This is a genomic window from Pseudomonas sp. 21LCFQ010 (assembly GCF_024129905.1).
Classification (GTDB): Bacteria; Pseudomonadota; Gammaproteobacteria; order Pseudomonadales; family Pseudomonadaceae; genus Aquipseudomonas.
On the sequence record NZ_JAMYDZ010000007.1, the window covers coordinates 74,331 to 98,471 of the forward strand.

The following is a 24,141-nucleotide window of genomic DNA, read 5'->3' on the forward strand; positions in this document are numbered from 1 at the left end:
GGCTGCGCCATACACTGTAAAAAACGGACATACAGTTTGCCCCAGAGGTCTGGGACAGGGAAGGGGCCTCAGAGCAGCGGCTTGTGCGGGTAACGGTGCAGCCGTTCGATCAGATCGTCGCCGCAAATCGGCTTGTCGAACAGGTAACCCTGGCCGATGTCGCAACGATGCCGGCGCAGGAACGCCAGTTGGGCTGCGGTTTCGATACCTTCGGCAACCACTTTGAGCTTGAGGTTGTGAGCCATGGCGATTACCGCTGAAGTGATCTCCATGTCGCCTTCATCATCCGGAATATCGCGGATGAAGCTGCGGTCGATCTTGAGCACGTCAATGGGGAATTTCTTGAGGTAGCTCAGCGACGAATAACCGGTACCGAAGTCGTCCATGGCCAGTGACAGGCCCAGGCGCTTGAGCATGTCCAGTTGCTGTCGGGTATCTTCGGTGGCTTCGAGCAGCAGACCTTCGGTGAGTTCAAGTTCCAGCAGCGACGGGTCGAGTGCCTCTTCCTTGAGGATATTGGCAATCGAGGACACCAGCTCGGGATCGGAGAACTGTTTGGGAGAGACGTTGATCGCCACTTGCAGCGGGCCGAAGCCGGCGGCCGTCAGGGCTTTGCTCATCCGGCACGACTCGCGCACCACCCATTTGCCGATCGGAATGATCAGGCCGGTCTCTTCGGCGACACTGATGAACTGATCCGGGCGGATCATGCCCTTTTCCGGGTGGTTCCAGCGCAGCAGGGCCTCCAGGCCTGTGAGGCGGCCGGTCAGCAGACACAGTTTGGGCTGGTAGAACACTTCCAGCTCGCTCTGGCTCAAGGCCCGGCGCAGGTTGTTCTCGACGAACAGCTTGTAGCTGGCTTCGGCATTCAGGGCTTCGGTAAACACCTGGACCTGATGTTTGCCATTGGCCTTGGCTTTGTGCAGCGCCAGCCCGGCATTACGCATCAGGGTCTGCGGATCACGACCGTGGAGCGGCGCACAGGCCAGGCCCACAGAGCCGGTAACGCTGATCAACTGATTGTCGACAAACAACGGCTTGTCGAGGGTCATCAACACCTGATGGGCGATGCTTTGTCCGGCCTCCGGGCCGGTCTGGTCGAGCAGTACGGCAAATTCGTTACTGGCAAAGCGGGCCAGTACATCGACCGGGCTCAGGGTATTGCGCAGGCGGCGGGCCAGGCTGATCAACAGTTTGTCACCGGTCTGGTGGCCAAGGCTGTCGTTGATACGCTTGAAGTTGTCGATGTCTACCAGCAGCAGGCTCATCGGGGTGTCGCTGTCACGGGCGAAGCGCTCGTCCAGATGACGAATGAACGCCGGACGATTGCCCAGGCTGGTCAGGTTGTCGGTGTAGGCCAGGCGCTCGATGCGCTGCTGGGCCAGCTTGCTCTGGGTGATGTCTTCGTAGATGCCGATGTAATGGGTCAGCTCGCGATTGTCGCCGTATACCTTGGAAATCGACAACTGCCCCCAGTAGGGCTCCAGATTCTTGCGCCGGCTTTTGAATTCACCTTGCCAGCTATTGTTGTTGGCCAGGCTTGAGTGGGCATCGAACAGGCTGCCGAGGTTTTCCAGAGCAGGAAGCTCGGCGAGCTTGTGGCCATGGACCTCTTCGGCGGCGTATTGAGTGATGGCGGTAAAGCTGGGGTTGACGTATTCCACCACGCCGTCGCAGTTGACCAGCAGAAAAGCATTGGCGCTCTGTTCCACCGCTCTCTGGAACAGATGCAGGGCGCTGGTGGCGGTACGTCGGTTGTGGTTGTTGATGACCAGCGCAAACTGGTCAGCCAGTTCGCCGGCAAAGGCCACCTCATCCGTAAGCCACTGGCGCGTTGCACCGGTCTGCTCCAGGCACAGTACGCCGACCAGTTGCCCGTCCAGGCGGATGCTGGCATCGAGCAGGGCGCGCACATCACGTGGCTCAAGGCTGCTGGCCAGCTCCAGCGTGCGCGGGTCTTCGCGGGTGTTGCTGGCATCGATGGCGCGACTGTTGAGCAGCGCCTCGTGGTAGGCCGGTGAGTTGCTGATATCGATGGGCGATGGCTGGCGGTGCTCGCCGCTCTCGCGCACGTATTCAGTGACGGGCACCAGCGTCTGGCCTTCCAGATTCCAGATACTGGCACCGGCGACATCGTAGATCTCGCAGGCCGTCTGGGTAATCAGTTGCGCCGCTTCCTGCACCGAATTACCCGAGTAACGATGACGGGCCAGCCGCAGGATCAGTTCCTGCTGGGCGCGTGCGCGCTGCAGTTGGGCAAACGGGCTGAGCGGATTGACATGCCTGCCTGCCGGATCGCTGTCATCAGCGTTGAATGCAGGCCCGTCGATGACCACAAAATAGCCGCGCAACAGTTGGCGGTTGTGCTGTTTGAATGCCTCGCCCATCTCCAGTAGCCCCAGCGGGCCATTGACCGTGTGCAAGGTGTAGCGGATCAGATAATGCGATGCCCGGGTCAGTTGCTGCTGCAGATCATCGTGCAGCCGATAACGTGCCTCCGGCTCCATCAGGCTGGCGAAAGGAGAACTGATCAGTGAGCACAGCTCCACTGCTGGCATGCCGAATGCTTGTTCACAGTTCGGATCAAGATATAGCAGCGCCCAACTGGCTTCATTCAGCCGTTCGAAACGCAGCATGCCCAGGCGCGAAGGCACCGGCAATTGCGTCACTACCTCGGCTGCCGTTCTGGCGGCAGCATCGGGCTGGCTTTTCATGAACAAACTCGCTTTCCGAATTCTGGTCGCGCGGGCATTGGCCCTGATAACTTTCGCGCCCGGCAAGGTTGCATGATGCAGCACTGCCTTACAAGAGAGCGCGGTGGCTTAGTGCTATAAAAGTATCAGAGTAATGTGTCCACTGTTCAATCCATTCGGACCGGTCGCCGCGTACAGGGTTTCATGTAACGACAGGGTATCGGCCATGTATCGCAGAACTGCTGTCTGAAGTTGTGACACAGGACAAAAAAGCCCCGCTTGCGCGGGGCTTTTGGTACGGCAGCCAGATGTTCGGCAGTCGGCCCCGCGCAAACGGGGCCGCTGATGCCTTACAGCAGGATGGTGCGGATGTCGGCCAGCAGTTCGCTCAGACGCTTGGTAAAGCGTGCAGCGGCGGCGCCGTTGATGACACGGTGGTCATACGACAGCGACAGTGGCAGCATCAGGCGCGGCTGGAATGCCTTGCCGTCCCAGACCGGCTGCATGGATGCCTTGGAGACACCCAGGATCGCCACTTCCGGTGCATTGACGATCGGCGTGAAGCCGGTGCCGCCAATGTGACCGAGGCTGGAGATGGTGAAGCAGGCGCCCTGCATGTCGTTGGCGGTCAGCTTCTTGTTGCGGGCTTTTTCGGCCAGCGCAGCCGCTTCGGCCGCCAGTTGCAGCAGGTTCTTCTGGTCGACGTCGCGGATCACCGGGACCAGTAGGCCATCCGGGGTGTCCACGGCAAAGCCGATGTGCACGTACTTCTTGCGGATCACCGCTTTGCCGCTTGGTGCCAGCGATGCGTTGAAGTCCGGCAGTTCCTTGAGCAGGTGCGCGATGGACTTGAGCAGCAGTGGCAGCACAGTCAGCTTGACGCCAGCCTTTTCCGCCACGGCTTTCTGCGCCACGCGGAAAGCTTCCAGGTCGGTGATGTCGGCCTGGTCGAACTGAGTCACGTGCGGTATGTTCAGCCAGCTGCGGTGCAGACCGGACGCGCCCAGTTGCATCAGGCGGGTCATCGGCACTTCTTCGATTTCACCGAAGCGGCTGAAGTCGACTTCCGGAATCGGCTGGATACCGGCACCGCCAGTGGCGCCGCCTGCGGGTGCTTCCTTGGCCTTTTGCAGCTGGGCCTTGACGTAGACCTGCACGTCTTCTTTCAGTACACGACCGTGCGGGCCGGTCGCGGTCACTGCGCTCAGCTCGACGCCGAACTCACGGGCCAGTTGACGAACGGCAGGGCCGGCATGGACCTTGGCGCCATCTTTGGCTGGGGCAGCGGCCGGAGCGGCAGCCGGAGCCGGTGCGGCTTCAGCTTTTGCTGCGGCAGGTGCGGCGGCCGGAGCCGATGCAGCAGGCGCCGGAGCGGCAGCAGCAGGGGCAGCAGCAGCCGGAGCGCTACCTGCGATTTTCAGGCGCAGGATCAGATCGCCAGTACCGACTTCCTGTTCCAGCTTGACTTCAACACTCTCGACCACGCCAGCGGCAGGCGATGGAATTTCCATGCTCGCCTTGTCGGATTCGAGGGTGATCAGCGACTGGTCGGCTTCGATGCTGTCGCCTGGCTTGACCAGCAGTTCGATGATCTTGGCCTTGCCCGACGAACCGATGTCCGGTACGTGGATGTCCTGCACGCTGGCCGCAGCGGCAGGTGCCGGTGCAGCCGCCGGCGCTTCGGCAGCCGGAGCAGGGGCAGCAGCGGCGGGCGCGGCGGCAGGTTCTGCGGCTGGGGCGGCGGCGGCTTCGCCACCTTCGCTTTCCAGCTCGAACAGCTCGTCGCCTTCTTTCAGGCGGTCGCCCAGCTTGACCTTCAGGGCTTTGATGACGCCGCCCTTGGGAGCAGGGATTTCCATGCTCGCCTTGTCCGACTCCAGGGTCAGGACGCTCTGGTCCGCTTCGATGCGGTCGCCGACCTTGACGAACAACTCAATGACTTCACCTTCACCGTTGCCGATGTCGGGTACGCGAATTAGCTCACTCACTATGCTTCTCCTCAGGAGAACCTGTTCCAGACTGTATATTGCGCGGCTGTTTGCAACGAAACAGCCTCGGATGCTCATTTGCCGGGGGCAAATTCCGCATCGTCGGCTGTTTCCAGGCTTGAGCCTGCGCTATGGACGAATCCGGGACAGACTCTTAGCAGTCCAGCGGGTTGCGTTTCTCTGGGTCGATACCGAACTTGGCGATGGCTTCTGCCACCACTTTAGGCTCGATGTCGCCACGGTCTGCCAGGGCTTCCAGTGCGGCCAGCACCACGAAGTTGCGGTCCACTTCGAAGAAGTGACGCAGCTTCTTGCGGCTGTCGCTGCGGCCGAAGCCGTCGGTGCCCAGCACTTTGAACTCTTTGGACGGAACCCACTGACGGATCTGTTCGGCGAACAGCTTCATGTAGTCGGTCGATGCGACAACCGGGCCTTTACGGCCGGTCAGGCATTGCTCGACGTAAGTCTGCTGAGGCTTCTGGCCAGGGTGCAGGCGGTTGTGACGCTCGACCGCCAGGCCGTCACGACGCAGTTCGTTGAAGCTGGTCACGCTCCAGACGTCGGCACCGACGTTGAACTCTTCGCGCAGGATCTTCGCCGCCTCACGGACTTCACGCAGGATGGTGCCCGAACCCAGCAACTGGACGTGGTGCGCAGCCGCCTTGGTGTCTTCCTCCAGCAGGTACATGCCCTTGATGATGCCTTCCTCGGCGCCGGCCGGAATGGCTGGCTGGGTGTAGGCTTCGTTCATCACGGTGATGTAGTAGAAGATGTCCTGTTGTTCTTCGGTCATCTTCTTCATGCCGTCCTGGATGATCACCGCCAGCTCATAGCCGTAGGTCGGATCATAGGTGCGGCAGTTCGGCACGGTGGCAGCCAGGATGTGGCTGTGACCGTCTTCGTGCTGCAGGCCTTCACCGTTGAGGGTGGTACGGCCGGCGGTACCGCCGATCAGGAAGCCACGGGTGCGGCTGTCGCCAGCGGCCCATGCCAGGTCACCGATACGCTGGAAGCCGAACATCGAGTAGAAGATGTAGAACGGCAGCATCGGCTGGTTGTGGTTGCTATACGCAGTACCGGCAGCGATGAACGACGACATGGCGCCGGCTTCGTTGATGCCTTCTTCGAGGATCTGGCCTTTCTTGTCCTCGCGGTAGAACATCACCTGGTCTTTATCGACTGGCTCGTAGAGCTGGCCGACCGACGAGTAGATGCCCAGTTGGCGGAACATGCCTTCCATACCGAAGGTACGGGCTTCGTCCGGGATGATCGGCACGATGCGCTGGCCGATTTCCTTGTCCTTGACCAGTTGCGCGAGAATCCGCACGAAAGCCATGGTGGTGGAGATTTCGCGGTCGCCGGAACCGTCCAGGATAGCCTTGAGGGTATCGAGTGGCGGAGTCGGGATGCTGAAGCTCTTGGCGCGACGTTGTGGTACGAAACCACCCAGTGCAGCGCGGCGCTCAGCCAGGTAACGGGCTTCGGCGCTGCCTTCTTCCGGACGGTAGAACGGCAGGCTTTCCAGGTCGGCGTCCTTGATCGGCACGTCGAAACGGTCGCGGAAGTGACGCAGGCTGTCGACGTCGACCTTCTTGGTGTTGTGCGCGGTGTTCTTGGCTTCGCCAGCACCGGTGCCGTAACCCTTGATGGTCTTGGCCAGGATGACCGTCGGCTGGTCCTTGTGGTTGACCGCCTGATGGTAGGCTGCATAGACCTTGTACGGGTCGTGGCCGCCACGGTTGAGCTTCCAGATCTCGTCGTCGGACAGGTCTTCGACCATGGCCTTGAGTTCAGGCGTGTTGAAGAAGTGCTCGCGCACGAACGCGCCGTCTTTGGCCTTGTAGTTCTGGTACTCGCCGTCGATGACTTCGTCCATGCGGCGCTGCAGGGCACCGTTGGTGTCCTTGGCCAGCAGCGGGTCCCAGAAGCGGCCCCAGATGACCTTGTTGACGTTCCACTGGGCACCACGGAACACGCCTTCGAGTTCCTGGATGATCTTGGCGTTGCCGCGAACCGGGCCGTCGAGGCGCTGCAGGTTGCAGTTGATGACGAAGATCAGGTTGTCCAGCTTCTCGCGGCCGGCCAGGGCGATGGCGCCCAGCGATTCCGGCTCGTCGGTCTCGCCGTCGCCCAGGAAGCACCAGACTTTCTGCTTGCCTTCCGGAATGAAGCCGCGGCTTTCCAGGTACTTCATGAAGCGTGCCTGGTAGATCGCCTGGATCGGACCCAGACCCATCGAAACGGTCGGGAACTGCCAGAAATCAGGCATCAGCCATGGGTGCGGGTAAGAGGACAGGCCCTTGCCGTCGACTTCCTGACGGAAGTTGTTCATGTTCTCTTCGGTGATCCGGCCTTCCATGAACGCACGGGCGTAGACGCCTGGCGATGCGTGACCCTGGAAGTAGATCAGGTCGCCGCCGTGCTCGTCGGTCGGGGCCTGGAAGAAATAGTTGAAGCCGATGTCGTACAGCGTCGCACTGGAGGCGAAGCTGGAGATGTGGCCGCCCAGATCCGGGTCGTTCAGGTTGGTCTTGACGACCATCGCCAGCGCGTTCCAGCGAACCAGAGAGCGGATGCGGCGTTCCATGAACAGGTCGCCAGGCATGCGGGCTTCGTGAGTTACCGGAATGGTGTTGCGGTACGGCGTGGTGATGGCGTACGGCAACTGCGAACCACTTCGTGTGGCCAGTTCGCCCATACGGGTCATCAGGTAATGGGCACGGTCTTCGCCTTCTTTGTCGATAACCGATTCCAGGGCGTCCAGCCACTCCTGGGTTTCGACGGGATCAAGGTCTTGCATGGCTTGCTCCAGAGCGGAAAGGCTTCCAGAATCGGACGCCTGAGTTTGCGACTGGCCTTGTGGGCAGCCGACATAAATTCTTGGATGGCCGGCGGTTGTGCCGGCGGCGTGTAGTTTTACTACAAGTCGCCAACCATTTCAGCTTATTGAGTGATTCATCCAGTAGTAAAACTACAGATAACCGACCAAAACGCTCGTGTCATGTTGTGGGATCAAACGTTACCGTTGATCGCGAGCGCATATGATGGCCAGAAAATTGATGATTTATATCGCAAAAACGATTTTCTCAGCAATTTATTACCTTTGTTCGACAGCGGTGGCTGTCAGAGCAATCTTACATCTATGGCACATCGCCCGTAACACGCCGATCAAGGATAGACCATGAGCTTGCCTTCGCTGACTGAAATTTCGGCCCCGCTGCTGTCATCCGCTACACAAGCCCGCCAGGCTTTCCTGGCAGCGCTGGATTGTTTGCCAGAGGCGACACAGGCCGCTTTTGCGGGCTGGCCGCAGCAGCGCCAGGCCGCCTTCGAGCGGGTCTGCGCCGCCAGTGATTTTGTCACCGAACAGGTGGGCCGTGATCCGCAGATGCTTGTGGACCTGGCTGCCAGTGGCGATCTGGAACGAGCCTTTGCTCCTGGGCAGTTGCGCGACCAGTTGGCAGAGGCGGTACAGGCCGCCGCCAGCGAAGACGACCTGGGCCGGATTCTGCGCCGCCAGCGCAACCGCCATCAGGTGCGCATCATCTGGCGCGACCTGACCCGTCAGGCTGATCTGGTGCAAACCTGCCGCGACCTGTCCGAGATGGCCGATGCCAGCATCGATCTGGCCTATCAATGGTTGTACCAGCGCCATTGCCAGCAGTTCGGCGTGCCCACCGGGCGGCGCAGTGGCCAGGCGCAGCAGATGGTGATCCTCGGCATGGGCAAGCTCGGCGCACTGGAGCTGAACCTCTCATCGGACATCGACCTGATTTTTGCCTACCCTGAAGGCGGCGAAACCGTTGGTGTCAAACGCCCGCTGGATAACCAGGAGTTCTTTATTCGCCTGGGCCAGCGGCTGATCAAGGCGCTGGACCCGGTGACCGTCGATGGCTTTGTATTTCGCGTCGACATGCGCCTGCGGCCTTACGGTTCATCCGGGGCGCTGGTGCTCAGCTTCAATGCCATGGAGCAGTACTATCAGGATCAGGGTCGTGATTGGGAGCGTTATGCCATGATCAAGGCTCGTGTGGTGGGCGGCGATCAGGCGGCCGGTGCACAGTTGCAGGACATGCTCCGACCGTTCGTCTATCGGCGCTATCTGGACTTTTCGGCCATTGAAGCGCTGCGCACCATGAAGCAACTGATCCAGCAGGAGGTGCGCCGCAAGGGCATGGCCGAAAACATCAAGCTGGGTGCTGGCGGCATTCGCGAAGTGGAGTTCATTGCCCAGGCCTTTCAATTGATTCACGGTGGCCGTGACCTGAGCCTGCAACAAAGGTCGTTGCTCAAAGTCCTCAAGACCCTTGAAGGCCAGGGCTATCTGCCGACGCCGGTGGTCGAGGAGCTACGCGAAGGTTATGAATTTCTGCGCTACACCGAGCACGCGATCCAGGCCATTGCCGACCGCCAGACCCAGATGCTGCCAGACAACGAGCTGGATCAGGCGCGGATTGCCTTCATGCTCGGCTTTGCCGACTGGGCCGGTTTTCATGAGCGCCTGATGCACTGGCGCGACCGGGTGTCCTGGCACTTCCGCCAGGTGATCGCCGACCCTGATGGCGACGACGATCAAGAGCAGGGTGAGCTGGTGGTGGGCGGCGAGTGGTTGCCGTTGTGGGAGCAGATCCAGGACGAAGATGCCTCGTGCCGGCAGTTGCAGGAAGGTGGCTTTGCCGATGCCGGCAAGGCGCTCAAATCCCTGAGCAACCTGCGCTCCGGTCCGCAGTTGCGCGCTATCCAGCGTATCGGTCGGGAGCGGCTGGATGCCTTTATTCCGCGCCTGCTGGCCCAGGCGGTGGAGCACGACAATCCAGACCTGGTGCTGGAGCGGGTGTTGCCGCTGGTCGAAGCCGTGGCCCGGCGTTCGGCCTATCTGGTGCTGCTCACCGAAAACCCCGATGCCCTGCGCCGGTTGCTGACGTTGTGTGCGGCCAGCCCGTGGATTGCTGAACAGATCACCCGCTTCCCGCTGCTGCTCGATGAGCTTCTTAATGAGGGTCGGCTGTTCAGCCCGCCGCAGGCACCGGAACTCAATGCCGAACTGCATGAGCGCCTGATCCGCATCCCGGAGGATGACCTGGAGCAACAAATGGAAGCGCTGCGCCACTTCAAGCTGGCCCACGGGCTGCGCGTGGCGGCGTCGGAGATCAGCGGCAGCCTGCCGTTGATGAAGGTCAGCGATTACCTGACCTGGCTGGCCGAGGCGATCCTGCAGCAGGTTTTGGCCCTGGCCTGGCGCCATACCGTGGCGCGCCACGGCACGCCGAAGCGCCCGGACGGCAGTCTGTGCGATCCGGCTTTCGTCATCGTTGGCTATGGCAAGGTCGGCGGGATCGAGCTGGGGCACGGTTCGGACCTGGACCTGGTGTTTATCCACGATGGCGACCCGCAGAGTGAGACTGACGGCGCCAAGCCGATTGATGGTGCGCAGTTCTTCACCCGGCTGGGCCAGCGGATCATTCATCTGCTGACCACCCAGACCAACTCCGGCCAGCTATATGAAGTGGACATGCGCCTGCGGCCATCCGGCGCGTCCGGGCTGCTGGTCAGTTCGGTCGGTGCATTTGCCCGTTATCAGGAAAACGAAGCCTGGACCTGGGAGCATCAGGCACTGGTACGCGCCCGGGTGCTGATTGGCAGCCCGGACGTCCAGGCGTCTTTCGAGCAGGTGCGCGCCGGGGTTCTGGGGCGCGAGCGTGACCTGGCCCAGTTGCGCGTCGAAGTCAGCGAAATGCGCGCCAAGATGCGCGATAACCTGGGCAGCAAGGCCAGCGCAGCGGGCACCGCCGCCAATGCCTTTGACGCCGCTGTGCCGTTCGACCTCAAGCAGGACGCCGGTGGTATCGTCGATATCGAATTTATGGTGCAATACGCGGCCCTGGCGTGGTCGCGGGACTACCCGCAACTGCTGCGTTACACCGATAACATCCGCATTCTTGAAGGTCTGGAAGAGGCCGGTTTGCTGCCGGGTGCCGATGCCAGCCTGCTGCGCGAAGCCTACAAGGCCTATCGTTCGGCGGCGCACCGCCAGGCCCTGCAAAAGCAGGCCGGCGTTGTCGCAGGTGACCAGTTCCAGGAGCAGCGGCGCGAAGTGCGGCGTATCTGGGCGGCGCTGGGATTGAATTGACGGCTGGCATGGCCAGCCAATAAGGCTAAGGACGGGGAGGCGTCAGGTTGTGTGAAAGGGTCACGCAACCTGACCTGCCTCCCTGGTCGTTTTTGGATTGAGCATGAACATTCTGATCGTTGGACCTAGCTGGGTCGGTGACATGGTGATGGCGCAAACGCTGTTCCAGTGTCTGAAGCAGCGGCATCCTGAGTGCGCAATCGACGTGCTGGCACCCGAATGGAGCCGGCCGATCCTGGAACGCATGCCCGAAGTCCGTGCGGCGCTGAGCTTTCCTTTGGGCCACGGCGCCCTGGAGCTGGCGACCCGGCGGCGCATCGGCAAATCCCTGGCCGGCCAGTACGATCAGGCGATCCTGCTGCCCAACTCGCTGAAGTCGGCACTGGTGCCGTTCTTCGCCGGCATCCCCACGCGCACCGGCTGGCGCGGCGAGTTCCGTTACGGCTTGCTCAATGATGTGCGCAAGCTCGACAAACAGCGCTACCCGCTGATGATCGAGCGCTTCATGGCCCTGGCTTATGACAACGGCGCGGCGTTGCCGCAGCCTTATCCGCGCCCGCAACTGAGCATTGACCCTGCCACCCGCCAGGCCGCGCTGGCACGCTTTGGCCTGAACCTTGAGCAACCGGTGCTGGCCCTGTGTCCGGGCGCCGAGTTCGGTGAGGCCAAGCGCTGGCCGTCCGAGCACTACGCCAAAGTGGCTGATGCGCTGATTCGACAAGGCTGGCAGGTCTGGCTGTTCGGGTCGAAAAAAGACCACCCGGTGGGCGAGAGCATTCGCCAGGAATTGATTCCCGGGCTGCGCGAGGAAGTCACCAACCTGTGTGGCGAAACCTCTCTGGCCGAAGCCATCGACCTGCTGTCGTGCGCCCGTTCAGTGGTGTCCAACGACTCGGGGCTGATGCATGTGGCCGCCGCCCTGAACCGCCCGCTGGTGGCGGTCTACGGCTCGACCTCGCCGGGTTTCACCCCGCCCCTGGCTGATGAAGTGGAGGTCGTGCGGCTGGGCCTGGAGTGCTCGCCCTGCTTCGACCGTACCTGCCGCTTCGGCCACTACAATTGCCTGCGCCTGCTCGATCCGGGGCAGGTGATCCAGGCGCTGGGCCGCCTGGGTAGCGGGCTGGATGCCACCCCGGTAGAGGTGCTCTGACCTTGCGGGTGTTGCTGATCAAGACCTCGTCGCTGGGCGACGTGATTCATGCGCTGCCGGCCTTGACCGATGCGGCCAGGGCGCTGCCGGGCGTGCGTTTCGACTGGGTGGTCGAAGAAGGCTTTGCCGAGATCCCGAGCTGGCACCCAGCGGTGGACACGGTGATCCCGGTGGCGATCCGGCGCTGGCGCAAGAACCTCTGGCAGACCTGGAAGAGCGGTGAGTGGGCAGCGTTCAAACGGCGCTTGCGCGACACCCGCTACGACGTGGTGATCGACGCCCAGGGGCTGTTCAAGAGCGCCTGGTTGACTCGCTACGTCAATGCGCCGGTGGCCGGCCTGGACCGTGAGTCGGCCCGCGAGCCGCTGGCCAGCCGTTTCTACGACCGCGACCGGCGTTACCCGGTGGCGCGCGGGCAGCACGCGGTGGAGCGCCTGCGTCAGTTGTTTGCCCAGGCGCTGGGTTACCCGCTGCCGTCAGGGCTGGGCGATTATGGCCTCAAGCGCCTGGAGTCACTGAGCGACAGCCTGGATGCGCCCTATGTGCTGTTCCTGCATGGCACCACCTGGGCGACCAAGCACTGGCCTGAGCTGTATTGGCGACAACTGGCCGAGCAGATGGCCGCCCGTGGCCTGCAGGTACGGCTGCCGTGGGGCAACCCGGCCGAAAAGGCCCGTGCCGAGCGGATTGCCGAGGGGCTGGACAATGCCGCCGTATTGCCCAAATTGAACCTGGCCGGTGTGGCCCGGGTGCTGGCCGGCGCCGAGGCGTGCGTGGCGGTCGATACCGGCATCGGCCACCTGGCTGCCGCGCTGGATGTGCCGACCGTATCGCTGTTCGGGCCGACCAATCCGGGCCTTACCGGCGCCTACGGCAAGTCGCAGGTGCATCTGGCCAGCGACTGGCCGGCCTGTGCGCCGTGCCTGCAAAAGAAATGTACCTATACACCGAGCCCCGACGAGCAGTTGCGGTTCGACCTCAAACGCGAGTGGCCGCTGTGCTTCACTCGTCTGAATCCCGAGCGGGTAGCGAGCCAGTTGGGCGCGCTATTGCTGGCAAAGGAACCTGGCTGATGCAACTGGCTTTCGTACTCTACAAATATTTTCCGTTTGGTGGCCTGCAGCGCGACTTCATGCGTATTGCGCTGGAGTGTCAGCAGCGCGGTCACCGGATTCGCGTCTACACCCTGATCTGGGAAGGTGAGATTCCGCCCGGTTTTGAAGTGCTGGTGGCGCCGGTCAAGGCGCTGTTCAATCATCGGCGTAACGAAAAGCTCAGTGCCTGGATGGAAGCTGACCTGGCCAAACGTCCGGTGGACCGGCTGATCGGCTTCAACAAGATGCCGGGGCTGGACGTGTATTACGCCGCCGATGGCTGCTTCGAAGACAAGGCTCAGACGTTGCGTCACTCGCTGTACCGCAAGTGGGGCCGCTACCGGCACTTTGCCGAGTACGAGCGGGCGGTGTTCGCCCCCCAGGCCAAGACTCAGGTGCTGATGATTTCCGAGGTCCAGCAACCGCTGTTCATCAAGCATTACAACACCCCGCTGGCGCGCTTTCATCTGCTGCCACCGGGTATTTCCCAGGATCGCCGGGCGCCGGCGGATGCGCCGCAGATCCGTGCAGCGTTTCGTAAAGAGTTCGGTCTGGCTGACAATGACCGATTGCTGGTGCAGATCGGTTCGGGGTTCAAGACCAAGGGCGTGGACCGCAGTCTCAAGGCGCTGGCCGCGTTGCCCGCCGAGTTGCGCAAGCGCACCCGGCTGTTCGTCATCGGTCAGGACGACCCCAAGGTCTTCCAGTTGCAGAGCAAGGCGCTGGGGCTGACCGAGCAGGTGAGCTTCCTGAAAGGCCGCAGCGACATCCCGCGCTTTTTGCTCGGTGCCGACCTGCTGATCCACCCGGCGTATAACGAAAACACCGGGACGGTGCTGCTCGAAGCGCTGGTCGCCGGCTTGCCGGTGCTGGTCAGCGCGGTGTGCGGTTACGCCCACTACATCGCTGAAGCCGACTGCGGTCTGGTAGTCGATGAGCCATTCGAACAGGCGCAGTTCAACCGCTATCTGGTAAACATGCTCGAAGACGACGCTGCACGGGCGCAGTGGGGACGCAATGGCCTGGCCTTTGCCGACACGGCAGACCTGTACAGCATGCCGCAGCACGCGGCAGATGTGATTCTGGCGGAGCATGATCAATGAAGTTGTTCCTCGCAGAGCCGTTCAAGAGCCTGTGGGCCGGGCGTGATGCCTTTGCCGAGGTCGAGCGGTTGCAAGGTCAGGTGTATCGCGAGCTTGAAGGGCGCACTACGCTGCGCACCGAGGTCGCAGGACGGGGTTATTTTGTCAAGATCCACCGCGGTATCGGCTGGGGCGAAGTGGCCAAGAACCTGTTCAGTGCCAAGCTGCCGGTGCTCGGCGCCGGCCAGGAGTTCAAGGCGGTCGCACGTCTGCATGAGGCCGGCGTACCGACCATGACCGCAGTGGCCTATGGCGAGCGCGGCAGCAACCCGGCGGCCCAGCATTCGTTCATCATCACCGAAGAGCTGGCGCCGACCGTCAGCCTGGAAGATTTCAGCCTCGATTGGCGTACTACGCCACCCGAGCCGCGCCTCAAACGGGCCCTGATTGCCGAAGTGGCGCGACTGGTCGGCACCATGCACCGGGCTGGGGTCAACCACCGCGATTGCTATATTTGCCACTTCCTGCTGCATACCGACAAGCCGGTGAGCGCCGATGACTTCAAACTGTCGGTAATCGACCTGCACCGGGCCCAGACCCGCCGGGCAATTACCCCGCGCTGGCGCAACAAGGACCTGGCCGCGCTGTATTTCTCGGCGCTGGACATCGGCCTGACCAAGCGCGACAAACTGCGCTTTCTCAAAGGCTATTTCCGCCAGCCACTGCGCCAGATCCTCAGCCATGAGGCGGTGCTGTTGGGTAAACTTGAGAAAAAAGCCGACAAGCTCTATGAACGCAAGCAGCGTTACGGAGATGCACTCTGATGGCGGGCTGGACACTGGCGCCCGAGTACGCGGCGCTGCAGGAGGATTTCGGCTCGCTGGAAGCGGTGTTTGCCTTGCAAGGCGAGCAACTGACCCGTGACCCACTCTCAGAGGTGATCCGCGTCGAGCGTGCTGGCGTGCAGTATTACGTCAAGCGCTACTCCGGCGCCGGCAAGGGCCTGCGCCGCTATCTGGGCCGGCCAAGGGTCAAGTCCGAGTGGCAGAACCTCAAGCGTTTCGCCAAGTGGGGCATTCCCACCGCCGATGTGGTGGCCTGGGGGCTGGAGCGTAACGGCATGGCCTATGATCGCGGTGCACTGATTACCCGCGAATTGCCCAACACCGAAGACCTGTGGGTGATGGCCCAGCGCAAGGACCCACGGCTGAGCGATCCGGCCTGGGTCGAGCGGATCAGTCAGCAGTTGGCGCGTTACACGCGCATCCTGCATGACCAGCACTTCACTCATAACGATCTGAAATGGCGCAATCTGCTGGTCGATGATCAGGATCGGCTGTTCCTGATCGACTGCCCCAATGGTGCGTTCTGGTGGGGCTTTCTGCTGCGCTACCGGATCATCAAGGATCTGGCGTGCCTGGACAAGGTCGGCAAGTACCAGCTCTCGGCCACCCAGCGGTTGCGCTTCTACCTGCAATACCGGCAGCGCTCGCACCTGAATGCCTCCGACAAGAAGCGCATCCGGCATATCGTCAGTTTTTTCGAGGGCCGCGAATGAGTCTGTTCATTGCCAGTGCCGAACAGGCACTGCTGGCCCGCCACGGCCTGGTCGATTTCCAGTCGTTGTGGAATCTGGACCTGGAGGCGGTCGACGAACCCAATACCGGCCGGGGCGGCTGGAGCAGCGTCTATCGCCTGGACCTCGAAGGCCAGGGCTTCTACCTCAAGCGCCAGAGCAATTACCTGACCCACACCCTGCATCACCCGTTTGGCGAGCCGTCGTTTTCGCGGGAGTTTCGCAACATCAGCCGCTATCAGAAGCTGGGGATCCCGGCTTTGCAGGCGGTGTTCTATGGTGAGCAGAAGGTCAACGGCGAGCGCCGGGCGATTCTGATGACCCGGGCGCTGGATGGCTGGAGCGACCTGGATGCCTTGTTGCAGCGCTGGGGCGAAATCCCGGACAACGCACGGCGCGCGATTCTGCACGCCTGTGGACAACTGGCCCGCACCCTGCACGGCGCCCGCCAGATCCACGGCTGCTTTTACCCCAAGCACATTTTTGTGCAGGCCCAGGGTCAAGGGTACGCTGCGCAGTTGATCGACCTGGAAAAGACCCGGCCATCGATCTTTGGCCAGCGTGACCTGACCAAAGACCTCGAACCGCTATTTCGTCGTGCCCCGATGTGGTCAGAAGCCGACCGGCGTCAATTGCTCGCGGCCTATTTGCAGGCCGCCACCGACAGCCCGCCGGTTGATGCCTGGCTGCAACGGCTGGGCCGACGCGGCCAGCACAAGCAACGTCGCGACCATTGATAGAGAACTGTTGATGCGCCTTACCGAACTCACTAACGCGGGACGTGCCCCGCAGTTGCCCCTGAACCTGACCCTGGCGGACGCTGCCGGGCCCGCTGAGTTGCAACTGCTGAGCCTGTTGCGAGTCTTGCCGGGCCAGCGTTATGTCGGTGCCGGGGTATGGCGGGGGCGGCCGGTGCTGGCCAAACTGCTGGTCGGCAGCAAGGCTGCCCGGCATTTTCAGCGTGAACTGGACGGCGTGCGCGCCCTGGCCGCGCAAGGCGTGACCACCCCGCTGTTGTTGGCGGACGGGTTGCAGGAAGGCGAGGGTGGCTGGCTGCTGTTCGAGTTTCTGGAGCAAGCGCCGAGCCTGGGCGATGCCTGGCAGCAGGTCGAGCACCTGCCGGCATTGGCCGACGAGCAGCAAGTGGTACTGGCCGAGGCACTGGGCGCGATTGCCGGGCTGCACTTGAAGGGGCTTTGGCAGGACGATCTGCATCTGGACAACCTGTTGCGTCACAACGGCCAGCTGTACTGGATCGACGGTGCCGGCATCAAGGCCGAACAGGCCGGCCAGCCATTGTCGCGGCAAAAGGTGCTGGAAAATCTCGGGGTGTTCTTTGCCCAGTTGCCCAAGCGCTTCGAGCCCTTTACGGAAGAGCTGCTGGTGTACTACCTGCTTGCCAATGGTGAGCATGCCCTGCCACTGGAAGCCTTGCAGAAGCAGATCGACCAGGTTCGCCAATGGCGGCTCAAGGACTTTCTGGCCAAGACCTGTCGTGACTGCAGCCTGTTCAGCGTTGAAGACTCGGCCTCGGGCTTCCAGGCGATTCGCCGCGAAGAAGTTCAAGCCATGCAGCCGCTGCTCGATCGCGCCGATCAACTGCTGGAAGCCGGGCATATGTACAAGACCGGTGGCGCCGCCAGCGTGGCGCGGGTTGACGTGGCGGGCCGTGCGCTGGTGATCAAGCGCTACAACATCAAGAACTTCAGCCACTGGCTCAAGCGCTTCTGGCGCCCGAGCCGTGCCTGGCACTCCTGGCGCGAAGGCCACCGCCTGGCATTTCTCGGCATCGCCACGCCCAGACCGCTGGCGGTGCGCGAGCAGCGCGTGCTGGGCCTGCGCAGCAAGGCTTACCTGATTACCGAGTTTCTTGAGGGGCCGGACCTCATCGAAAAATGGGCGCCCTATGTGGCCACTGCCGCCGTGCCTGAAAATGAGTTACAGGCCCTGGACAGCCTGATCGCGCAACTGCTGCGCGAGCGCATCAGCCACGGCGATCTCAAGGGCCATAACCTGTTCTGGCACCAGGGGCAGTGGGCCTTGATCGACCTGGACGCGGTCTGCCAGCACCGCTCACTCAGCAGCTTTGCCGCAGCCTACGCCCGCGACCGGGCGCGGTTGTTGCGCAACTGGCCAGCAGGCAGTGCGCTGCACCAGATGCTGGCGCAGCGCCTGCCGACAGCCCCGCAGTGATGCCTCAGCTCACCTGACGCATGTTCATCCTGCGCAGGGCCAGCAGCAGTGCCGCGAAGTCATCGAACGGCCGCAGGTGGGTACCGCCCCAGCTTTCACGGTCTACGTAGAGCTTGCCTTGCGCGTTGCGCTGCACCGCGGTGCGCTCGATGCGGTTGGCCCGTGAGCGGTGGACAATGACCGGCTGCGGGCCGCTGATGTCTTCGATCAGAAACAGCCCGGGGCTGAACAGCCGGACCTCGATCGGTGCGGGCTGGCTGATCTCGGCGAGGGTTCTGGACATCGCGTTGCGGCTGGGCAGGCCCAGGGCGTAGTCGTTGCGCACAAAGGTTTTGCGCCCGCCATGCTCGGTTGTGACCAGGTGACCGGGGTCGCTGGCCGGTCCGAAACTCTCGCCTGGCGGCATGTCGAACACCCGCAGGCTGATGCCCGGCTCCAGTTCCGCCAGCCCCGGTACGTTGTCGAAGCTGCTGGCGTGGCTGTCGCCGACCAGCGCCAGCCACTTGTGCTGGCCCATGACGTCCTGATGGCGGCGAATCGTGCGCATGGCCAAGTAATTGAACATCTGCTCGCGAGTCGTTGCGCCGAGTGCCTGCATGTTGTGCAGGTAATAGCTGGCCACGCAGTCCAGCGCGCGCACCTCAATACCGTGCTCTCTGGCCTTGAGCACCAGTTGCTCGAAGTTGTAGAGACGGGCAGGGTCTGTGAGGTACTGCTTGTCGAGGTGCTTGAGGTAGTGCAGCAGCCGTTTGCTCATCAGGCCTTTTTCGGCGAACAGGTCCAGGTCCAGCTGATGCATGTCGAGCTGCAGGTGCTCAAGGTACAGGGTCTTGACCTGACGCTCGACCAGATTGGGCAGGTTGTCGATGATGAACTGCTTGCTGCCAATCGAGGACGCCGAGCCGCAGACCACCACGCCCTGGTTCTGGGCATAGAGACGGTCAAGCAGCTCGCCAGGCGAGTCTTGCGCGGTGACCTGCGGCAGCTCCGGGCGTACTGGTAACGGCTGGTCAAGCAGCGCCTGGCGGGCATCGCGTTGCAACTGGACGCGCTTATTGAAGAACCGCGATCTGGCCGTTGCCAGGCTTTCGTCGGGCAGGCTGTAGTAAATGTTCAGGCCTCGGTGTTCGAAGAGCGCCAGTTGATGGACTGTCTCCAGATGTTGCTCGGGCATCTGATAAAGCGGGTCGGCCAGCGAGCGCTGCAGTGCGGTCGGCTCGGCACTGGCCGGCCAGTCCGGGGCTTGCACCTGCTGCCACTGCCCGGCCGCGTCCAGCTGGAAGCCTTGCTCCCCCGGATTGACCACAAGTCGCGAGGCGCGGGTCGAGGTTTGCGAACTGTTGGCGAGCGGCGGTTGCAGCAACTCCGACAGCGACCAGTCCAGGCTGCTGGGTTCAGGCAGCAGGGTATCGCTGCTTGAGGTCGAAGGTGACGGCGAGAGCGGCGGCCGGCGTCTGGCGTTGGGTATCTCAAGCAGAAAATCGCTGTTGCTCAGGCTTTCGCCGGTTTGCGGGGCGCTGTCGCGAGTGATGCGCGTTGGCTGGCCACGCGGCACATCGCGGACCCGGATGCTGATCGCGCCATGCAGCTCGCTGATACCTGGCACCTGCCGGTAGCTATTGGCCCTTGTTTCGTTGAGCAAGGCCACCCAGCGACGGGTTGGCGCAAGGGTCTTGTCGGCATCGATCAGACGTGAAGCGAAGAACAGCGACATCTTTTGCAGCGCTGCCGGGTCTTGCGAGTGCACCGGGGCGGTACTGGCGGAGAAGTTGTAGCTGACGGTCGAACTCAAGGGCCTGACCTCAATGCCATGTTGGTGGGCAATCTTGATCAGGTGGTAGTAGTCGTATTTATCGCCGGTGGCATTGAGCAGTTTTCCCTGATTGACGGTATTGAGGTGGTACTTGAGCTCAAAGGAGCCGGCTTTGGTTTGGTTACCCAGCGTCAGGTACTTCTGCAGCTTGCTGCGATGCATGTCGGTGAACAGGTGTTCGATATAAATGATTTCGACATTCTGTTCGGCCAGGCGCGGCATGTTTTCGATCAGTAGGCGTTTACTGGCCACCGTTTGCAGGGTTTCGTTGATGACCAGCCCCTGGCTGTGCTCGAACACCGCCTTGAGCAGCCCGTCAGCGGTGATATCGTCAGCCAGCGCAGGCAATGTGGGCCGCGCCGCGGGGGTGATGTTTTCAAAAAACTCTGCCGCATCCTTGCGCAGCGTCTCGCGCAGCACGGCGTAGGCTTCACGGCCTTCCTTGAATAGCGGTGCGAAGAAGTCGGCTGGCAATTGCAGACCAATATCATCAGGCGCCACCCAGGCCCGGTCGGCGATGGCGATACCTTGTTTCTTCCACTTGGCAGGCAACTCGTAGGGGCTGCTGACATCGACGGGGGGCGCTGCGCTGGCCGGTTCGCTGTCGAGGACCTGAAAGCGGGGTTTGCCGCCGCCACGCAGTTGCAGGCGGTCAAGCACTTGCCACTGGCCGTGGTCGTTGAGCCGGACCGGCTGTTTACCGAAAAAGGCCCAAGGGTTGCCCGGATCGATGATTTGCCACAGGCGCAGGCCGGCGTCGTACTGGACCTCATACACCCGGCCATCGAGCGCGATGTAGTGTTTGCCATCGATTCGAGTGACCCCTTTGGCGTGGCCGGATGCAACCGGGGTTGTGCCTTGCAATGACTGATTGACGGCGTAGGCGGGGTTGCTGGCGTGGTTCTGGCTGAGCTTCGCCAGCGGGGTTTCGCTCGACAGGGGGCGCAGCAGGCTGGCGACCTCCTGTTCGCTGAAATGGCCGCTGGCCAGGAGTTTTTGCGGGTCATGGCCCGGCGCACGGCGCAGTTGCGCATGCAGCAGCGGGGCCGGTGCGCTTTTCAGGGCGGCAATCGCCGGATTGCCCGGCCCACGGTTGGCGAACTGGCGCAGCAGTGCGCCAAAACCCTTCAGTCCCACATTGGCATCACCCAGCGCACCGAATGTGTTGAACATGGCGCCCAGGACATGCCAGCCGGCTGCGGTCTGATCACCCTCGCTGAGGGCCTGCAGGGCCAGGGCGCTGTCACGCAGTGCCAATACCGCGCCTACCGCAAAGCTGGCCGGCGGGAACGGCAGGGTCAGGGCCACGGCGACCAGTTCGATGCCGTTGAGCACGATCTTGCCAATCATGTCGCCGCGCCCGGTCGTGGTTTCTTCGACATCGCGCAGCTTGCGCAGCAGTACACGGTCGAAGCAGATTTCATGCAGGTCGTCGTAGGGCTTGTCTGGCAGCGCCGGCGGCAGGCTGTCGCTGCGTTGCTTGAGGTCGATGAAGTAGAACGCCAGGGTGCGATTGATTGCCAGCCGGCAGCGGTCCTTGTAGTAATCGCTCATGCCGGTGTGGTGCAGGGTCGGGATGAACCGCGCCAGGGTCCGGAACTCCAGACCGTCCGGGGCTCCTGGGGTGTACAGCAGCGCCTGGGTCGGGTTGCTCGTACCTTGCGGGCAAAGGATGTAGCAGCCCTGCACCGTTTCCAGGCGCGAGATGGGAATGCCAGTGGCCAGCGCTTGGTTGGCGGCAGTCAGCACGTCGCCCAGGGCGGGTACTCCCGAGGCGATGAACGGATTGTCCAGCCTCAGTTGCAGCGGATAGACCGGGTAGCGCTGGCGGCTCGGTGCGTCGCTGTGCGCCATCATGGCGATGGACTGCTGGAGCCAGGCGTACTGCGCATCGCTGATCTGCTGCTTGAGCAAGGCGAGCAAGGCGGCGTGTTGCATGTGCAAGCGGGTCATGAGCAGGCTGAGCCGGCGTCGGTAGGCATAGCCTTCGCTCTGCGGGTCGAGGAGGGTGGTCTTGACCTGTGCAATCCAGGCATCGCTGGGCCAGGCACCGCGTACCGAGCCTGCGACTTTTTCCGGGCTCAGCGGCGTCAGGTCGATGCCATCCGGGCCACTGAACGTCGCCTGGGTATCGGCGCCAGCATTGAAAAAGCCCAGGCTGTCGTCATAGCCGTCGCGCAGCATCTGCCGGTAACTGAGGGTTTCCCGTGGCGAGTTGATGATCACCTGATCCGGGTCCACGCTGCCTTCGGCCAGCCCCAGCAGGGCGTTGATCTTGCGGCTGGCCAGTTGCCGGACGAACTGCTCGTAGTCGGGGACCTGGGTGTGGGGGTGCAGCCGATAGGCGCGGCCCAGCGCTTCGATGGCATCTTCCAGGCCTTGCAACTCGCGGCGGTGCTCGACGCTGGCGCTCAGGTACCAGCCAGGGGTGTGCTGTTGTTGGTCGTCGATCCTGACCCGCGCATGGGCGGTGGTCATGGCATACAGCGCATCGTCGATGCTGACATGCTCGACGAAACCCAGCAGGTCGGGCGCCGGCTGGGCTTTCTGGCTGAGCTCGAGCAGTTGCTTTTCCAGCTGCGGGCGCTGGGTGACACGAGTCTGTTCGAGCAGGTACTGACGTAACTGCGGCGAGGCGCTCCAACTGACCAGTTCGTGCAGCAACTGGCGTTCGTTGTCGAAGCCCTGCAAGGCCTGGTGCCCTGCGATGCCGCGCGCGAACAGCAGCAAACGCTCGCCGTCGCCATCTGCCCGAGGCAAGCGAAACACAAGCATCTCGCTCATCAGCTGGCCGCCGAGTTGCAGTTGCTGAGCCTGTACGTTGACGGGGCCGGGTTTGCCTTGCAGGCGATCGGCCAGGTCCGCGTCGCTGGCCTGGATATGGCCCTGATACTGGGCGCTGAGGGCCTGAGTAATGATCTGGTTGCGGATGACCTCGCCCATCATGTACATGACCTGGGCATTACCATAGATATGCCGCTGTGCTTCGCCAAAGCGTGCGCGCAAGTCCAGTTGCTCGACCGCTTCGGCCAGCCATTGGGTGGTCAACAGCGGATAGGCTGCTGCCAGTGATTGGCCTTCAAGGGTCAGGCTCGTGCCGCTGTGCAAGTCCGAGTCGACCAGCAGGTCGTTGTTGTGCAGGCCGCGCAAGGCAAACTCGCTCAACGGGCGGCTGACTTCATAGGGTTCGCCGCCCAGCGGGCTGAGGCGGCGGCTGGTGACCAGTACCTGATCCGGATCCAGATCGTAGCCCAGCTCGTTTTGCAGCCGGGTTGCCATGCGGCTGCGGGCAAACTCCCGGGCACTGGAGCAACCCTGCATCAGGCTGACCAGCGCCAGGCGTGCCTGCTCGTAGTCGATCAAACTGTCGAGATAAACCTGGCGCTCCCGGGGGCTGGCATGGCGTAGCCATTCGGGTTGTGCCCTGGCCTGTTCGCGCAACTGTTGCCCGGCTTCGCGCAGGCGCAGCATGGCGGTCGGGCCGATGAGGCCATGCAGGCTGAGCGCGGTCTGGATACCCAGATGCCAGGCTGCCGGGTCACGTTGGCGCCACTCATCCTGGGCACAGACGTAGGCCACATCGCGGCGTTGTTTGGTGATCTGCTGTTTGATCGCGTGGAGAAAGGGGTCGCTGGCCAGTGGGGCGAAAATCAGCTGTGCTGCCGTGTAGGGTTCGTCCTCCAGGTCTGTATCAGCCTGCATGAACTGGAGCAGGTCCTGATGCTCTTGGGTCGTGTTGCGCAGCAACAGGCTGCGCAGTGCCCTGTCGTTGAGCCACTGCAGCAGTTGGGTGCGCAATGCGTCCAGCGTGTCGAAGCCTTCTGCACCGTAGCCGGGCAAGTGCAGCACGCAAGGTCCTTGTTCACGGCAGAATAGCAGGGCGCCATGCACCGGCTGGCCGGGTTGATCTTCCTGGCCGAGGTACAGGGCATGCACGACCAGGCTGTCATCAACGTGGTCGGGATTGGCCGAGGGCAGGCAGAGCTGGTAGTCACGGTCCAGCTCGCCATCGAGGACCTTGAGCAGCAGTTCGTCGCGCAGGCTTTGCTGCAATAGCTGGGCGAACGACTGGTAGCGCAGGCTGCCGGTGATGTCGTTGGCGTTCCAGTAGTGCTTGAGCGCTTGCTCCAGGTGACTGGCGATGGCCTGATTGCTGCGTTGTTCGTCGACCTGCAAGGCTGGCAGGTTCTGCAGATGTGTATCGAGCCGTGCGGCCTGCTCGATCAGCCGAGCCTCCAGGCTCTGCGGGGTGATAGGGGGGATGCTTGGTAGCGTCATGACGCGCGGGTTCCTTTATCGAGCGCGTGCGGACCTGTGACCCGCACGCAGCCGGGCACCATGCCCGGCAAGTCGTCAGGTCAATCAATCTCAATTCGACGGCATGCGGGGGCTATATAGTTATTGCACTGCACAGTGATTGGT

The 24,141-nt window shown here is 62.4% G+C and carries 12 protein-coding genes; 8 read left to right on the plus strand and 4 right to left on the minus strand.

Annotated elements, in window-relative coordinates; genetic code table 11:
- Positions 1-68: 68 nt before the first annotated feature.
- The 3 genes from NJC38_RS10800 to aceE form a co-directional block, all read right to left on the minus strand.
- The gene (locus NJC38_RS10800; protein WP_045486696.1) at positions 69-2,714 is read right to left on the minus strand and encodes an EAL domain-containing protein; all 2,646 of its coding nucleotides are present in this window, start codon (positions 2,712-2,714) and stop codon (positions 69-71) included.
- 329 nt (positions 2,715-3,043) lie between these two features.
- Positions 3,044-4,681 carry a dihydrolipoyllysine-residue acetyltransferase gene (gene aceF, locus NJC38_RS10805; protein WP_253114414.1) on the minus strand — a complete coding sequence of 546 codons (1,638 nt, stop codon included), beginning with the start codon at positions 4,679-4,681 and terminating at the stop codon, positions 3,044-3,046.
- 154 nt (positions 4,682-4,835) lie between these two features.
- Complete coding sequence (gene aceE, locus NJC38_RS10810) at positions 4,836-7,481, minus strand: pyruvate dehydrogenase (acetyl-transferring), homodimeric type (RefSeq protein WP_045486701.1); 2,646 nt, start codon at positions 7,479-7,481, stop codon at positions 4,836-4,838.
- A gap of 381 nt (positions 7,482-7,862) precedes the next feature.
- Here aceE and glnE point away from each other — a divergent pair, with 381 nt between their 5' ends.
- From glnE to NJC38_RS10850, 8 genes are all read left to right on the plus strand, one after another.
- The gene (gene glnE, locus NJC38_RS10815) at positions 7,863-10,811 is read left to right on the plus strand and encodes a bifunctional [glutamate--ammonia ligase]-adenylyl-L-tyrosine phosphorylase/[glutamate--ammonia-ligase] adenylyltransferase (protein WP_253114418.1); all 2,949 of its coding nucleotides are present in this window, start codon (positions 7,863-7,865) and stop codon (positions 10,809-10,811) included.
- 103 nt (positions 10,812-10,914) lie between these two features.
- On the plus strand, positions 10,915-11,961 hold the full coding sequence (waaF, locus tag NJC38_RS10820; protein ID WP_253114420.1) for a lipopolysaccharide heptosyltransferase II: 1,047 nt from the start codon (positions 10,915-10,917) through the stop codon (positions 11,959-11,961).
- A 2-nt stretch (positions 11,962-11,963) separates the two neighbouring features.
- Positions 11,964-13,034, plus strand: a complete 1,071-nt coding sequence (gene waaC, locus NJC38_RS10825; RefSeq protein ID WP_045486709.1) for a lipopolysaccharide heptosyltransferase I — start codon at positions 11,964-11,966, stop codon at positions 13,032-13,034.
- A complete protein-coding gene (locus tag NJC38_RS10830) occupies positions 13,034-14,158 on the plus strand; it encodes a glycosyltransferase family 4 protein (RefSeq protein WP_253114423.1) in 1,125 nt (374 codons plus the stop codon). The genes waaC and NJC38_RS10830 overlap by 1 nt, the downstream gene beginning before the upstream one ends.
- Entirely contained in the window at positions 14,155-14,961 is an 807-nt protein-coding gene (gene rfaP, locus NJC38_RS10835; protein WP_253114426.1) for a lipopolysaccharide core heptose(I) kinase RfaP, read from the plus strand. The genes NJC38_RS10830 and rfaP overlap by 4 nt, the downstream gene beginning before the upstream one ends.
- Positions 14,961-15,695 (plus strand): lipopolysaccharide kinase InaA family protein, encoded by a 735-nt coding sequence (locus tag NJC38_RS10840; protein WP_045486717.1) that lies wholly within the window; start codon positions 14,961-14,963, stop codon positions 15,693-15,695. The genes rfaP and NJC38_RS10840 overlap by 1 nt, the downstream gene beginning before the upstream one ends.
- Positions 15,692-16,450, plus strand: a complete 759-nt coding sequence (locus tag NJC38_RS10845; protein ID WP_253114438.1) for a lipopolysaccharide kinase InaA family protein — start codon at positions 15,692-15,694, stop codon at positions 16,448-16,450. Before NJC38_RS10840 ends, NJC38_RS10845 begins: the two co-directional genes overlap by 4 nt.
- Before the next feature lie 13 nt (positions 16,451-16,463).
- Positions 16,464-17,906: a lipopolysaccharide kinase InaA family protein gene (locus tag NJC38_RS10850; protein ID WP_253114440.1), complete on the plus strand. Its 1,443-nt coding sequence runs from the start codon at positions 16,464-16,466 to the stop codon at positions 17,904-17,906.
- 4 nt (positions 17,907-17,910) lie between these two features.
- Here NJC38_RS10850 and NJC38_RS10855 read toward each other — a convergent pair whose 3' ends face one another.
- On the minus strand, positions 17,911-23,997 hold the full coding sequence (locus NJC38_RS10855) for a membrane-targeted effector domain-containing toxin (RefSeq protein ID WP_253114442.1): 6,087 nt from the start codon (positions 23,995-23,997) through the stop codon (positions 17,911-17,913).
- Positions 23,998-24,141 lie beyond the last annotated feature (144 nt).